Annotated in this window: 17 protein-coding genes and 1 pseudogene; 3 read left to right on the forward strand and 15 right to left on the reverse strand. The window is 41.3% G+C overall.

From position 1 onward, the window contains the following. Window positions 1–110: 110 nt before the first annotated feature. The 3 genes from IEW26_RS08100 to IEW26_RS08110 all read right to left on the reverse strand — a co-directional run bounded on the left by IEW26_RS08100 (window position 111) and on the right by IEW26_RS08110 (window position 2,423). Window positions 111–377, reverse strand: a complete 267-nt coding sequence (locus IEW26_RS08100; RefSeq protein WP_188592005.1) for a CD3324 family protein — start codon at window positions 375–377, stop codon at window positions 111–113. A gap of 753 nt (window positions 378–1,130) precedes the next feature. Continuing rightward, window positions 1,131–1,292: a hypothetical protein gene (locus IEW26_RS08105; protein WP_167433811.1), complete on the reverse strand. Its 162-nt coding sequence runs from the start codon at window positions 1,290–1,292 to the stop codon at window positions 1,131–1,133. A gap of 234 nt (window positions 1,293–1,526) precedes the next feature. After that, window positions 1,527–2,423, reverse strand: a complete 897-nt coding sequence (locus IEW26_RS08110) for a LysR family transcriptional regulator (protein ID WP_110898801.1) — start codon at window positions 2,421–2,423, stop codon at window positions 1,527–1,529. A gap of 180 nt (window positions 2,424–2,603) precedes the next feature. On the opposite strand from IEW26_RS08110, the gene IEW26_RS08115 reads away from it, so the two are divergent. Continuing rightward, on the forward strand, window positions 2,604–3,659 hold the full coding sequence (locus IEW26_RS08115; protein ID WP_188592006.1) for a YeiH family protein: 1,056 nt from the start codon (window positions 2,604–2,606) through the stop codon (window positions 3,657–3,659). A 98-nt stretch (window positions 3,660–3,757) separates the two neighbouring features. Here the strand turns inward: IEW26_RS08115 and IEW26_RS08120 are convergent, their stop codons facing one another. The 9 genes from IEW26_RS08120 to IEW26_RS08160 form a co-directional block, all read right to left on the reverse strand. Further along, entirely contained in the window at window positions 3,758–5,368 is a 1,611-nt protein-coding gene (locus IEW26_RS08120) for a hypothetical protein (protein WP_188592007.1), read from the reverse strand. Beyond that, window positions 5,352–6,098, reverse strand: a complete 747-nt coding sequence (locus IEW26_RS08125; RefSeq protein ID WP_188592008.1) for an ABC transporter ATP-binding protein — start codon at window positions 6,096–6,098, stop codon at window positions 5,352–5,354. The genes IEW26_RS08120 and IEW26_RS08125 overlap by 17 nt, the downstream gene beginning before the upstream one ends. Window positions 6,099–6,420: 322 nt before the next feature. Next, the gene (locus IEW26_RS08130) at window positions 6,421–6,960 is read right to left on the reverse strand and encodes a GNAT family N-acetyltransferase (protein ID WP_188592009.1); all 540 of its coding nucleotides are present in this window, start codon (window positions 6,958–6,960) and stop codon (window positions 6,421–6,423) included. 18 nt (window positions 6,961–6,978) lie between these two features. Continuing rightward, entirely contained in the window at window positions 6,979–7,206 is a 228-nt protein-coding gene (locus tag IEW26_RS30315; RefSeq protein WP_229729735.1) for a hypothetical protein, read from the reverse strand. Window positions 7,207–7,597: 391 nt separating this feature from the next. Beyond that, the gene (locus tag IEW26_RS08140; protein WP_110898796.1) at window positions 7,598–8,023 is read right to left on the reverse strand and encodes a MarR family winged helix-turn-helix transcriptional regulator; all 426 of its coding nucleotides are present in this window, start codon (window positions 8,021–8,023) and stop codon (window positions 7,598–7,600) included. 102 nt (window positions 8,024–8,125) lie between these two features. Further along, the gene (locus IEW26_RS08145) at window positions 8,126–8,476 is read right to left on the reverse strand and encodes a DoxX family protein (RefSeq protein ID WP_229729790.1); all 351 of its coding nucleotides are present in this window, start codon (window positions 8,474–8,476) and stop codon (window positions 8,126–8,128) included. A 217-nt stretch (window positions 8,477–8,693) separates the two neighbouring features. Beyond that, on the reverse strand, window positions 8,694–9,176 hold the full coding sequence (locus tag IEW26_RS08150; RefSeq protein ID WP_188592010.1) for a phosphotransferase: 483 nt from the start codon (window positions 9,174–9,176) through the stop codon (window positions 8,694–8,696). Between the two features lie 4 nt (window positions 9,177–9,180). Continuing rightward, a complete protein-coding gene (locus IEW26_RS08155) occupies window positions 9,181–9,651 on the reverse strand; it encodes a hypothetical protein (RefSeq protein ID WP_188592011.1) in 471 nt (156 codons plus the stop codon). 64 nt (window positions 9,652–9,715) lie between these two features. Further along, window positions 9,716–10,453 (reverse strand): DUF421 domain-containing protein, encoded by a 738-nt coding sequence (locus tag IEW26_RS08160; protein ID WP_308423448.1) that lies wholly within the window; start codon window positions 10,451–10,453, stop codon window positions 9,716–9,718. A 325-nt stretch (window positions 10,454–10,778) separates the two neighbouring features. On the opposite strand from IEW26_RS08160, the pseudogene IEW26_RS08165 reads away from it, so the two are divergent. Beyond that, window positions 10,779–11,399, forward strand: a pseudogene (locus IEW26_RS08165) (MFS transporter); the annotation flags it as partial. A gap of 258 nt (window positions 11,400–11,657) precedes the next feature. Then, window positions 11,658–12,470, forward strand: coding sequence for a DsbA family protein (locus IEW26_RS08170; RefSeq protein ID WP_308423449.1), 813 nt, complete (start codon window positions 11,658–11,660; stop codon window positions 12,468–12,470). Window positions 12,471–12,542: 72 nt separating this feature from the next. On the opposite strand, the gene IEW26_RS08175 is transcribed toward IEW26_RS08170, so the two are convergent. From IEW26_RS08175 to IEW26_RS08185, 3 genes are all read right to left on the reverse strand, one after another. Then, window positions 12,543–13,523 carry a patatin-like phospholipase family protein gene (locus IEW26_RS08175; protein ID WP_188592012.1) on the reverse strand — a complete coding sequence of 327 codons (981 nt, stop codon included), beginning with the start codon at window positions 13,521–13,523 and terminating at the stop codon, window positions 12,543–12,545. A gap of 228 nt (window positions 13,524–13,751) precedes the next feature. After that, window positions 13,752–14,645, reverse strand: coding sequence for an alpha/beta fold hydrolase (locus IEW26_RS08180; RefSeq protein WP_188592013.1), 894 nt, complete (start codon window positions 14,643–14,645; stop codon window positions 13,752–13,754). Window positions 14,646–14,661: 16 nt separating this feature from the next. Then, complete coding sequence (locus IEW26_RS08185; RefSeq protein WP_229729736.1) at window positions 14,662–15,096, reverse strand: DUF1330 domain-containing protein; 435 nt, start codon at window positions 15,094–15,096, stop codon at window positions 14,662–14,664. Window positions 15,097–15,154: the final 58 nt, after the last annotated feature.

The following is a 15,154-nucleotide window of genomic DNA, read 5'->3' on the forward strand; positions in this document are numbered from 1 at the left end:
TTACCTTGAGTCTAACGATGCAGCAGTGCGGTGACTATGTATAAGTTGATTTAATCCATCTTTGCACAAAAAACCGCTAAACCGTCGATACGACCATTTAGCGGATGACATTAGTTCTTTTTATAAACAATTTTCTTAATGCTTTCGTAGGACAAAAAATACTGACTCGCCAATTCTTCTATGCTGAGCCCACTGCGAAATAACGATTGAATCTCCGCATTTCGAGCAGATACCCTGCTCTTGCTATGTGTTTTCTCGCCCCATTTCAGATGGGCCTCCTTGGGTTTCGGGATATAAATAAGTTCGCCTTGAACGTATTCTTGAATAGTTCTCAGCAGTTCTTCAGGAAGAATAGATTCGGCATTGGAATATTTCATGGGCCTCACTCCTTATTTAATGGATCAATAAGGTGCAAAGCCAGTTATTTGAATACTAGGATTCAACGTTGGCAATTTGGGTACTTACTCAGCTCTACACAAAGCATTGCCATATCGTTCACTGGCTTTGCATAGAGCCAAGCATGTAAGAACCCCACTCCGATTTTTTTCAACAGATTCACCTCCCAGATTAATGAAAACTTCTTGCTATATAAGTTGAACTAAAAATTTTACACCATCCACTCCAATTTGCTCATCAATCCAGACACATTAGTCAGATATCGTCTATCGCTCACGGCAAGTGGCAAGTGCAAGTCTGCCACCCTCTGCTGCGAGCGCTAACGATCAGGAGAAGCCTTATTTCGGCATATTTGGGCTTTGGAAAATTTTAACGATCCCCAGAGACGCTATTGTGCTGAAACCAGCTTGATCAGGCTCATTTTTCAGGATTTCGAATGAGATAAGCTTCCTGGAGATCGTTAGAATTCAAATGTCCCCGATTCAGGGAAAATAAGCTCTATGGGGATCGTTAGCCTTCCCTCTTCGACTTAAACAGCCTGCCAAGGCTGGTATTCTTACCCCAGTACAACGCTCTTTGACGATCATGAACCGTTAATAGGTATAATGTCGTTTCTTTAGTTCAACTTATATAGCAAAATGAAAAACCTCAGCTTGGTTAACCCAGCTGAGGTAGTTAGATAACCTTCTTCAGCACTGCAACTGAGGTAGCGTTCTGATTTCGTGAATAACGCATCAGGCGCTTTGAATACCTTTAATCACTTCAACCTTTTTATCCCCTGCTGATTTCGCTACCTCTAATGTTGGATTATCCTGGATAAACACGATCGCACCAGCAGTCAGCATGGATACGGCTAAGACTGCGCTGAGGGCTTTGGACATTTTCTTTTTGACCATAACGATTACCTCCAATGTAGATAGGATTTTCATTTTCCGGTTCAATAACATGAATCCGCAAGCAAGTTTCTTACACTAAATAACAGCATTTCTCTTTTATTGTTGGATAATGCACTTGTTTACTGCATTATATCGTAATACCAATGATTGTAAAAGTATTTTTATTCCTGCGGGATCAATTGAGAACAAGCCATGCATTGCAGTGTGTATTTCCATTAAATCTTACTTGAGAATTCACCATATAAAGTGGTTGTCCAGCTTCAGTAGTTTTTCAGAAAAAACTTCGTTGGCTCGGGTAGGTATTTGATCCTTTCGTCGAACGAGAGAAAAATTTCTCTCCATCAGAATACCCGGAATAGAAATTTCCTTGAGCACTCCTGCGGACAGCTCCCTTTTTACAACCCAGCGAGACAACATCGCGATGCCTAGACCAGAGAACACGGCTTCCTTCACGCTCTGACTGCTGTTAAACACATATGAACGGCTTATGCGGAGCCCCGTCTGAGCTAGAAATCGATCACTAACAGATCGGGTTCCTGAGCCAGTCTCGCGAAGCACCCATATTTGATGCTGTAGCTGCTCCAGATCTATATTCATAGAAAGGCTTAGCGGATGCCCTTCCGCAGCCACAATAATCAATTCATCCCGCATAAAGGTTGTCACATTCAAGTCAGGAGCCTCAATGTCTTCCTCAACCAAACCAAAATCGATATCACTACGTCGAACAGCTTCAATAACCTGAGACGAATTTCGGATGAATACTTCCATGGACACGTCGGGGTACTGCTTGGCAAAGGATGAGAACAAGCGAGGAAGCACATATTCTCCAATCGTAAAGCTTGCTCCAATCTGTAGTGACCCACTTACGTTATCTTGTAATCTGGCTATATCCAATTTCACCGATTCATACAGATTCAGCATTTCCTTGGCACGCACATAGAGCAGCTCCCCTGCTTCCGTCAATTTGACCCACTTGGGCGAACGATGCATTAATTTCACATTAAATTCCTTCTCCAAATTCCGGATTTGCGAACTAACACCAGGCTGTGACATGTGCAATATTTCTGCTGCTTTTGAAAAATTTCGCTGTTCGACCACAGTGACGTATAACTTCAAGCTTTCAACAATCATGGTGAAGGTCTCCTTTTCCCGTTTAGCGAGCTCTATTTCATTTTTATTTCTTACGGCTTCAATTCATTTTAATAATTAGTTTTAATTATGATATGCATTTCATTCCTGTATTTCTCTTCTGAATCATAACTAATTATAGTTATATATGAGCACGAAATAAAGGAATCGGATGTGATCTGCATGAGTCAAATTTACGTTTTACAGCAGGAGAACCACAAGGAAAAACGAGGCTTCCTGTCAGGCCTTGCCTTAACACTCATCCTGGCGCTGACTGCCAAATATGCAGCCAGCTTCCCATTGCTAAACATGATGGGTCAGCTCGTGCTTGCGATCCTGCTTGGCATGATCTGGCGGGCCATTCGCAATGTGCCTGAGCATATGGCCAGCGGCATTTCTTTTTCATCCAAAAAGCTTCTACGATATGGAATTATTCTACTTGGCATGCGATTGAACTTACGTGATATCCTCCATACAGGTCCTAAGGTTGCTGTAATCTCCATTCTAAATGTTGCGATAACAATATTTGTTGTGTACGGCATTGCAAGATGGTTCAAGGTTGAAAAAAAACTGGGGCTGTTAACGGCGTGTGGAACAGGCATCTGCGGCGCGGCAGCCGTTGTTGCCATTGCCCCGCAAATTAAAGCCAAGGATGAAGAAGCAGTAATCGGTGCGGCTACCGTAGCCATTCTCGGAACGATTTTTACAATCGCCTATACGCTTCTATATCCCTTTCTGCACTTGTCTTCATCAGGATATGGCATGTTTGCAGGAGCAACGCTGCACGAAATCGCTCATGTCATTGCAGCAGCGGAACCTGTGAATAAAGAGGCTGTGGATCTGGCAGTCATGGTAAAATTAACACGGGTTGCCCTTCTGGTTCCGGTTGCAATGTTGTTGGGATTCTGGTCCAATCGTCAGTTTCATTCTAACGATCCGGGTAACAGCAGGTTGAATACGAGAAGAAGTTGGAAAGCTCTGCCGATCCCTTGGTTTATATTGGGTTTCCTCATAATGAGTGCAGTCAATACGTTGCATATTATCCCACATGATCTAACCAATCTCATCATTGTTAGTGCTTATTTGCTTATTGCCATGGCGATGGCGGGTCTGGGTCTTACTGTAGATACGGCCTCATTTCGACAGAAGGGTTTAAAGGCTTTTGCGGCAGGTTTTATCGGCTCAGTGATTCTTTCCCTTACGGGATATGCATTGATCCGAATGTTTGGGCTCGGCTGATATGGCGAATAAGCTCTCTCATTTTTAATCCCTCAATGCTAATAAACCGATGATCCCAAAGGGATCATCGGTTTTAACACAACGAATTGCTTCTCCATCTATTTTAATCTAAAACGGTTATGCGCATATTTTTTCACGAGAAGAATAGCGCTAAACGGATAGGCCGCAGTCAGGACCGTCAAAACAACGGTTAATGCCCATAGTGGAGGTGCCAAATACATCGTCACAATAAAACCCAAAGTAATGAAGCCGTTTGCCAATGAGAATAAAGGACTGTTAGTCTCTAACTCCAATGTATAAGGTTGAAACACATAATATAACAAAAGATGGTGTACTGAGAAAAATGCAGCAAGTGCAGCGGTTATAACCCAAATGGGAAGTAGTGCACTTATGGTTGCCCCGTCAGGTAGTATGAGTATAGGTATACTTAGCACAGCTGCTAAACATAAACCTAATTTTAGATTTAACTTTAATAAACTTCTCAATCTTAACAGAAAATGCTGCTGCGCATGCTCACGGTAAAATGGATAACGCATCAAGGTTCTATCACAATGGTAGAAGAAAGCCCTGCAAATCTGGCTTCCTACAGTAAGATGCAGCATAACTACAATGAGTAAAGGAGAAAATCTTGCAATGATTTCAACAGAAATATGATCTCTGAAGATCAGTGCCAGGAAAGATAATATGAAACCAATGACCATAATTGCGATTAAACGTCTGCGGAACGGTGCCCGAAAGAGATTAGCGTGCCTATTAACAAAGAGTACATGCATCTGCTCGTATCCCTTGTTGCTTAGGGTGCTCTGTTCACCGGCATGAAGGTTGGCCAGATCATTGTCTTTGGACTGAACCATTCTTTGCTGAAGATCGGCTATCATAATTTCTGTGTTCAACAATGGATCAGCATAATTGGTTACTGCGCGGACTGCTGATGCATAATCCGTATGTTTTAACAGCATATACCCAGCGACAGCCCCTGACAGCGATATCAATATAACAAGCCATTGTTGATCAAATACTACAGATCCAAATGAAGGAATGCTCCATTGCGTTAAGGGAAGATAAGCAGCAGTCAGTGTAAGTAACATGGTCAAACTCATAAGCCATGTTTTCCGAACAAGAACGATGCCGTTCCATTGAAACAGCTTCAAATGAAAAAATTCACACAGCACCCGCCAAAATGTCATGATTCCTACGGCTATCCATGCGTGAATGATTGAAAAGTTAAAAATTACCGAAGCAAGGGTAAATGCAATGCCTTGATACAAGAAAAATGTTGTATACCTGTTAAGAAGCACAGCCCGTATAAACCGGTTTGGATTCATTCGCATAAGCCGGACAGCAGTATACTTCATCTTGTTGGATTCCAACACTTTTGCACCAGTTACCCCACCCATTATGCCACTGATGCATAAATACATATGAATAAGAAGTGTAAACCGCTGCGTATCTGGTCCTTCCGTCCATAACAGTATGGGCCATACCAGTAATACCCCGAAGTAGAGTATACTTTCGAACAAACCAGCACCCAGTCTTAAAATTACGGCGATTGCACCTAATATACGTTTCGTGCGAAAAGCAGCATACGATTGATCACGGATTAACGAGCCTATAACCGGTAAGCTTTGCATGAAATATATTAAACGGTTGACTAGCGAAATCACCTGCAGCTGCCACATGCGAGAAATCGTACTAAAGATTCCCTGCATCGGCATTCTCCTTCTGGGCATCCTGCCCGTTGTCATCTCGCAATAACTCAATAATTTGTTCTTCAAAGTCGGGTTGCGTAAGGATTTCAGGTGAAATTGGAGTCAAACTGCCATGATTTAAAATAATTAATTCATCACACAGATCCGTTGCTAATTGTAAGATGTGCGTGGAGAAGATGAGAATATGATCCTTTTTCATATCACGCAGCAATTGTTTCATCTCGCTTGCAACGATGACATCGAAGGAAGTCAAAGGTTCGTCCAACAGAATCACCGTAGGTTTTATGAGTAAAAATAACAACATTTGAACTTTATTTTTCATTCCGTGCGAGTAATGCTTAATGAGCTTGTGCCGGTCATCCTCCGCAATGTGCATCATATCGAACAAGGCATCTAGATCCGTTCCCCGCTCTTCGATGACATCAACATTAACCTCAATAAAAAAACGTACAAACTCATATCCAGTTAGAAATTCTGGCAGCATAGGCAGAGAATACACGTAACCTACGTCATGCATCTCTAAATTACGGGTTGTCGCTTCATGAACAAGTTTCATCGTACCGTTATCTGTTGGAAGCTCACCACTTAAACAATTAAACAATGTTGTTTTTCCAGTGCCATTTCGTCCGAGCAGACCATAAATCTTACCCTTTTCAAATTGAAAATTTACATCGGATAATACCTTTTTTTCACCAAAACTCTTCCTTACATGCTGTAATACCAATTTCATTTATTTGTTCCTCGCTTTCAAAGCATTTCATTTTTATATTCATATTTAATAATTGTTTAGTTTTCATACAGATCCATCCCTTCGATTTTTTTCATAAAAGGACAACCATGAACATCCTTTTATAATTGAATCATCTTACTTAACCCATTTGATCATTATTGGAAAATAAGACAATCACTCTTATTTGTATTCTATTTCGAACGATGTAATTCCTTGTATTCAAATAAAAGAAAATATTCGACATAGCAAAAAAAGTCGCTACAATAGCGACTTCAATGAGGTTTTTGCGTGTGTTCTTTGATACGTATGATCGGATTCCAGTTTAATACAAATACCCTAATAAATCTAAAGTTCCTTTATTCCACTCTTTATTTCCAACGTTTTTTACCATTAGTTCGTTCAGTGATTCGCAGCCTATTTCTTTAGTGGTCTGAGATTCATGATCAATTTTCATCCATGTACACTGGTTTTCAACCGTTGTATATCCGTTTTTCTCATATAAAGCCATGTGATCTGCAAATAATAAAATAAAATCGATATTCCTCTCTACTGAGAATTTATCAACCTTTAACAATAAAGAGGTGCCTATTCCCGCAGAGCGAGCTTGATGTGAAACACATAGATCAATGATGCCTAATATTCTCACGGGTTCACCACCGAGATTCATCACTCTGTAGTCTAAACCAACCTGCCCCACAAGCTGATTGTTGTGATTAAACGCAAGAAATCTAGAATGAGGCAGCTGTTTAAAATAAATTCGATCTGAAGGATAGATTTGGGGAAAACAGCTGCTTAATAAATTTTGAAGCTTTGTTTCTAATGCTTCGTCAATATCATATTCAAATACCTGTTCTATTTTCAAATGCTCACTCCTTGCAATTTACAGCTTTTGTACAACATAGATGAGATTCATGCCTGCATCAAGAGTGCCCGGTAATTTGGTGAATTCAATTTCCTTTTCAACAATCAGCTTCCAAAATTCCGGATCGTTGCGCGCGTGATTCAGGGCAGAATCTCCAGCTTGCGTGTATAGTCCGGCAGAGCTTTTCTCCTGAACCCTAACTGAAAACGAAGCAAATAGTGCATCCAATTCGGTGCTTCTCATCATATGAATGAAATGCTATCTCTAACACTCTATCTGCAGGCTTAACATAACGCTTCAAAATATCAAAATGTACCTGATACAAAAGCTCGCCATGTCCATCTTTTTCAAGACGTGTCCATTCACGGTCACCATAGTTATCATATCGGTTTCTTGGAATTTCGGGGTTGTAACTCATGAAAGCATCTCCCTTTACTATTTAGTTTTAAAATCGGAGCAATATCACTAATATCGCTTTCACTCATACAACCACCTCCTCCAAATCCGCTTGCACCTATTACACTGCGATCTGACCTGATTAACATCCTGAAATTCCCAAGACATACTCGAATAGAATTCAGTTTTTTACATGCTATAGCATGTTTTGATCGAATGCATTACCCGTTATAAATTCTAATTAATCTTCTCTCACATTTCGGTACAACTTATCTAATGTCACTTTTAATTGATCTAATTCATCAGGCTCTAGACCACGTGTAACATGATCATGTGCTTCCTTAACCGTCAGCAGCAATCGTTCTTTCACTTCCTGGCCTTTGGAAGATAAATATAAATGATGTGAGCGCTTGTCTTGATCATTCATCATACGTCGAACCATGCCCTTGCGCTCTAAGGAATGAATCATTCTTACGACCGTTGTCTGATCACGATCAATGGCCTCGGCGAGCTCTTTTTGAGTCATAGCCTTGTCTGGATCAAGATAAGAGATAATGCTCCACTGCTCTGGTGTAACCTCATAAGGTTTTAATTGTTTTGTAAAATAGTTCGTAAGCTTGACATCCGTCCGATGGATCAAGAAGCCGGTAATATGATATAAGTCCATTGCAGTACCCTCATTCATCATTTTGTTACACCAATTATAGGTGATCTGATTAAAGGTTACAAATGACATACATCCAATACATTAAGGGCCGTTAATCCTGATTTAGAAGAAATGATATACGGACACAATCAAACTGAGTACAAACAAAACCAGTGCAGGAATCGCTTTTTGTATCGGATCTTTAGCCAGAACAATCAAGGTGAACGCTCCGGCAAGCATGGTTCCGCCTAACAGTACACCAGCCAATATCGCTGTGACGGGCATCCATATGCCCACGATCATGCCAACGGCCCCTACAATCTCGAACGAACCAGTCATAACGTTAAAAAATGATGGCAGTCCAAAACGTTTAAATTCATCCGCCATTTTACCTGAAATGATTTTGCTTCCTGTGAAAAGGAAAAAGATACCCAATAAAACTTGTAGAACTGTGATAAAAATGCTCATCGTTATCCTTCTTTCATCAGTTGTACATATACAAGTTAAATATGCTGTAGCATCTATAGTAATCAACAATCATATTTAACAATTATATGCCATAGCATGTATTTTGTTATATTTCGTTCTTAAAGTCAAGACACGCCCTAGTAAAATGACGTAAAAAAAGCCGCTATCATAGCGACTTCAGAGACAAATGTTTTAAAATGTTTCTCCAGCATTTCCGAATCCATTAGCGACCCGCCACCATATCCAAATACCCTCTCAGCTGATCTTTGGCATTCGACTGAGTAGTCCAAGCTCCCAGATTCCAGGTCATATATCGAAGCCCCAGGTAACGGGAAGCGATGGTGTACAATTGATTCCAATGATGATCTGTAAATTCTATGCTCTTAGCAGATAGTAAATCCCTATAGTCATTCATCTGTTCAGGAGTTCTACAGCGCATAGCAATGTCGAGGAACAATGAGCCGTATTTAGCCTCCTCCCAATCAATAAAGATGACCTCCGTATTTTGGCGAACCAGAACGTTGCCTGGGTTAAGATCGTTATGAATCAAGGTTTGACTGCTCTGATCGTTTAATACATGCTGTATGTCCTTTAAAATGGCATCTGCTGCTGATTCTACAATGGGTATATAGTCGCCAAAAAGCGCAAGAAAATGTTCATATTGTTTAGCTGCTTGCCACTGCGGCTTCCAATACTTGCAAATCATTTTTTCAATATAGCGAGTGTCTATCTCGGGCAGCCAGGATAGTGCTTTTTTTTTGACCAAAATTTAAGATATGAATGTGTGATAAGGCTTTTATCTCACGTTTTTGAAGCAATCCGATGTCTAAGTTTGTATAGTCTGTTTGGTAATCCACATCCTCTATACAGAGAAGAGATCGTTCCTCTGCTTCCAAGTGATCAGAAACAGACCAAGATGACAAAGAAAAAGGTACATTTGCTTTTTGTGAGTAAAGCCATGTCAGCACCCGCTGTTCGATCCGGGCAGCTTGTTTTGAAACAAGAGATATACTTGATATTTGATCGGGTACCTTGAATTGTACATGATGACGCATCAAATGCACGGCCTGTGTACCCAAATGTATAGGCGTGGTTTTGATGTCTAGAATTTCTGCTGCAGGATGTATATATTCCTTTATCGTGCGCTGCAAAAGATTTTGAAGCTCATGATTCATTTCCATCTATTGCCCTCATCCATTCATAAAGTCAACTCATTAGAAATATACCTGTTTCAGGAAAATATATCTACTCTACGTCAACCGGGTGCTTTAATTGATCTTTATAGTAGTCGATATAAAGCTTACCGTTACTCCCGATAACTGCATAGAAAACATCACTGATCTGTTTCTGATGTGACTTGAGCTGCTTCGTTAACTGGTCTTGGGAAACCTGACTTAAGCTCATATTATCTTTCAGTAACTGTCCGTCCATAATGATTTCGATGGGCATTTGTTCCTTTGTTTTGTCTTTTTTGTGGATATCCTGCATCGTCACTGTCCTGAATTGCTTTTTCTTCATGACTGAAATTTGGCCGTTAACTTCTAATAAGGCGTATTCGACCTCGTTAATATTAAAAACCTCTTTTTGCCTGAGTGCCTGGTTAAGGGAATCCATTGTCATTTTGTTTTTGGACAGATTATGCTCCAATATCTTTCCGCCTTCAATTAACACTGTAGGAGATCCTTCTGCTAACAAACGGATTTTTCGGCTTCGGAGGTTTAATTTAGACAGTAAATACGATGTCCCGGTAAAAACAACAAGGGAAATGATGAGATGGATCACCTCCATTTTTTCATTAAATGCCAGATTAGCTGCAATGGCCCCCATAATCACTGCGGTAACGAAGTCATGAAAATTCATATTGGATAATGTTTGTTTGCCAAGTATTCGTGCGATGACTAATAAGAGCAGAAATGCAGAAATACTTCGGATCAAAATAATGAAATGATCGTACAAAAGGATCACCCTTTCCTTGAAACTCAACTTCGGATTTTCCTAAAAGTATGTACATACCAGATTCAAAATATAATGTGCACACATGATTCTCAATTAAACTCAATAATCAGTACACCCTAGCTTTGCTGAAAATCATTTTTAAATGTGCTTGACACCATACACGGGTGGCATCTGACGATGCTGCTTTTTTTGCCTTTAAAATCATGAATTTTCTATAAAAATAAAAGCAAGTTCCTCTTTTTTCGCTGTATTTGCCTTTATTCATCTATGTAGCTCTGTGTTTGATTTATATATGCTGATATTGAGGCTGAATTTTCTATAGCGGCCAAAATAAATAAAGGAGAATTTTTTCGTGAACTCAAACATTGCTCTTGTAAGGAAGGATAACGCTGAGTTGTCGTCTTCCAAACGTTTTCCATGGATTGAGCTGCTGGCCTTGGCCATGGCCGTATTCATCTGCATTCTTACAGAAATCCTGCCTGCTGGATTACTGCCGCAAATCGCAAAAGATCTCGGAGTCACAGAAGCACTCGCTGGACAATGGATTACGCTCTATGCGGTTGGATCACTTCTGGCAGCCATTCCTTTAACAACAGCTACCCGAGGCTGGAGACGTCGCCCGCTTCTGCTGCTGTGTATCGTTGGCTTTCTTGTATTTAATACGATCACCGCACTATCTTCCGTTTATATGCTTACACTCGTGGCGCGTTTCTTTGCAGGTGTCTCGGCAGGAGTTCTGTGGGGAATGACAGCTGGTTATGCACGGCGCATGGTGCCTGATGCTCAGAAGGGTAAAGCGATGGCTGTAGCGATGATGGGCACCCCGTTGGCGTTGGCGCTGGGCGTTCCCTTAGGCACTTTTTTAGGTGCTTATACAGGATGGCGTCTTATATTTGGAGCATTATCGTTGTTAACGGTAGTCCTTATTGGCTGGTTACTCTGGAAGGTACCGGATTTTAAAGGAGAAACTGCATGAGCTTAGTGTTGTAGCATTTACCAATACAGCGCTTGAGGGCATGTCAGGCAGGTTTACCACGGAGCTGTGTGAATCTGTGTACAAAGCTTTGTTTTAAATGTTTACTTAGACGCATAAAGAGGTCGTTACACCAGTCACAGTCCGAGACTTTATTTTTTCGAGTCTAGGACTTTGGCTTTTTTTGCAATGGTTCTTCCCTCCCCCCATACCCCCAGTTTATAGAATCCAGGCTTAATATTACGAGATATTGTCAAAGTGAATATACAAATTAAGATTGAAAACAAACATAAATATAACTATTATAGTTACATATTGTGTGATCTGAGAAATTTCATATATGTTTTTTTTGCAATTCAAAAAATGGATGAGAAAGGTGTTATTATGATTTCTGAAAAAGAGCTTATCTATGTATGGGACGCTTATTGTGGCTGGTGTTACGGGTTTTCAAGTACAATTCGCAGTTTGCACGAAAATCATCCCGAATGGCCACTTACTATTTTGAGCGGCGGCCTGTTTGTTGGTGATCGCAGTCATTCAATCGCAGCATTCCCTCATATTCCCGAAGCCAATAAACGCATTAGTCAAATTACGGGAGCAAAATTTGGCCTTGCATATCAGGAGCTTCTAAACGAAGGAAGTTTTGTTCTGGATTCTGAGTCCGCAGCTATCGGATTTTATGCTTTGCGTTCACTGGCACCTGATCGTGCAATGGATCTTGCCTCTGCGATGCAAAAAGCTTTCTATTATGATGGCTTGAGTCTTAGCGCCCCACAAACTTATTATAAAATTGCCGTGGATCATCATATGGATGCAGACACAGTGATGAAGCTTTTAAACAATCAAGAGACGGTTGCTGAGGTACACAAGGAATTTGACAAGGTTCAACGTCTTGGCGTAAACAGCTATCCAACCCTGCTTCTTCGTGATGGTGCTAACTTTGTTTCGTTAGGTGCAACGATGGATATCGATGAACTTGAAAAGCGTCTTGCGAGTACGATTGTTGCACAGCCAACTAAAGAGGATCAATGTGAAGTGGATAATAAAACAGGCAGGATATATGACTGTTAAGTCTTCATGACCACCCGTTCACCGAGTGGTCATGTTTGTTCCTTAATGTCTATATATCATGGGAAGACAGAGTTAGTGGTAAATTCGGGATGTCTCTTGCTGTTCCTCGAAATACATTCCCATCGGATTGGTTGCCTGATTTTCTCTGAACTTCTTCTTGTACATCTCGAAATCCCAATGTTCCAGAAATTTCTCTGCTGCAGCATGCCCCGATGAGAGTAAGAAATGCTGATCCTCTTCCGTCAAATCAAACTTCGTCGTTGTTACTTTTCCAGTGGGAATAAACACGGTTCGTTCTTCCGTATGTTCATCTGCATGTCTTTGGTCATGGGCCTGCAGCATGGTTTTGAATATTCCTTTGAGCAAAGAAACCGGACCGTTGATATCCATAGATTGCGCATACGTACGCTTTTCTGATAACCGGAAGCCAAAGGTTGGCCACCGTGGAATCCCATCCACATCAAAGAGCCAGATAGGAAAATTACTGAGCATGCCTCCGTCCAACATATAATACGGTTTCTTCTGTAATGGCGTATGCCACAGATAAGGTTTAAAAAAGAAAGGCAATGTTGTGCTCATTCGCACAGCTGTAGCAATTGGAAACTCGGAAGCCTTCAGTCCGTAATGAGGCAAATCATTGGGGAAAACGACGATCTTACCATTACTTATATTCGAGGCGATAATTGAGAGCTTTCCTTCTGGAAGATCGCCAAACGTTACAATGTTCTTTCGTTTCAGCCAATCGTGCATCACTTGCTCTAAAATGTGATTGCTATAGATTCCAGAATCAAATATTAATGGAAGGGTCTTGTTAAACAGAGGCAATTTGTTCATCCCTGTCCGTCCAAGCAGCTTCGTATAATCAAGCGAACTCATCAAATCGCGAATCTCAGCACTATTGTAGCCGGAGGCTAATAATGCTGCAACAATTGCTCCAGCCGATGTCCCTGCAAGTTTGTTCCAAGTATACCCTTTGGCCTCCATTACCTCTAAGGCACCCACAAAAGCAATTCCTTTGACGCCCCCACCTTCAAAGACCGCATCTGCCTTCATTTTTTTCCTCCTCACAAAATGAAATTTTTAATTTTTGTATTATTGGTTTTGTAAACTAAATTATTCACTTTAAGAAATGGTTTTCTTTGCACAACTAAAAAACAGCAGCCTAAGAGGCGCTGCTGTTAGAATTACAATTAAATGTTTATCTCAAGGCACATGTCAACTAAGGAGTGTGGCCTGTAATTTGTCCATATGCCTGTCTAGTTGCTTGGCCAGTTCAACCTGTTAAATTTTGCTCCGAGCTGTTCGCACAATTCCGTCAATGACCTTCTCAAACAGCTGTTCCGGCAAATCATGCCCCATGCCTTCAAGCAACATAAACTCAGCACCCGAGATGGCTTTCGCCGTGTCTTCACCACATGCTGGCACAAACATAGGATCTTCCGCTCCATGGATGACAAGCGTAGGCGCAACTACTTTTGCGAGTTGTGGACGACGGTCGCCGGATACGGCAATAGCTGCAATTTGCCTTCCGATACTACCCGGATCATAAGCGCGCTGCAATTCCTCACGAATCATCGAGTGATACTCGTTTTCGTTAAACGGATAGCCTGTACCTGCAATTCGTCTGGCAAAAGCTGTGCTTTGAGCCAGGTACCCTGCTTCATCTTCTCTCGGGTTTGGAGCTGGACGAGTCATTAAAGCCATCACTTCTGGCGAGGTTGGCGGAAGTTCGGGATTACCTGTGGTTGACATGATTGAAGTCAGCGAGAGCACACGCTCAGGATAACGAATAGCAGTAAGCTGGGCAATCATGCCGCCCATGGAACGTCCAACGATATGTGCTTTCGCGATGCCCAGTGCATCTAACAATCCAATCGTATCATTGGACATATCCTCAAGCGTGTAAGGAATATTCGGTCGTTGTCCTGACATCAGCGTTCTGGCAAGTGCTTCAAAGTCCAGTGTATCGTGATCACTAAAATGGGTAGATAACCCGGTGTCCCGATTATCAAAACGAATCACCCTGTATCCTTTCACCGCCAACAATTCACAAAATGGAACAGTCCATCGGATCATTTGTGTTCCCAGTCCGGCAATCAAAAGAATGGCTTCATTCTTTTCATCACCATAACTGTCATAGGCAAGATCAATACCATTAACGTTTAAAATAGTCATTGTTATGTTCCCCTTCTCATTCATATCTTGGTAACTCTGTAATAGGCAAAAGCCGTGAATCTTCGATGGCGGCAGTTCGATGTCCGATCCCTTCCAGGTAAGATGCATGATCCGAAAAGGCCACGAATGACTCTATGCTGCTCTGACGGATCAACATGACGAAATCCCATTGTTCAGCCTCGGGTCCAATCAGAAACTCTCCGCCTTTGCCCATAAAAACAATCTCGCCTCCGCTTTCTTCTAAAAACGGAAGTGTGTGCTGAATGTAACGCTGAAATGCTTCCTCTCCGCTAATCGGCTGCTCAGGGGTTAGATCAGGATGAGAGGAATAGTCAGCGATTTCACGAAAATGCAACAGATTCAACATGAATATACTTCCCTTAATATTTCGTCGCATCAGTTTCATGCCGCTATTTTGAGTCGGTTCAATGTAACGAGTTGCTTCAGTCAAGTTTCTCTCCTCACTTTCCTTCTTTATCTGTTTTGCTTTTGTACACAGGATTAGTGCT

This window comes from Paenibacillus silvae (assembly GCF_014639235.1).
In the GTDB taxonomy this organism is placed as follows: domain Bacteria; phylum Bacillota; class Bacilli; order Paenibacillales; family Paenibacillaceae; genus Paenibacillus; species Paenibacillus silvae.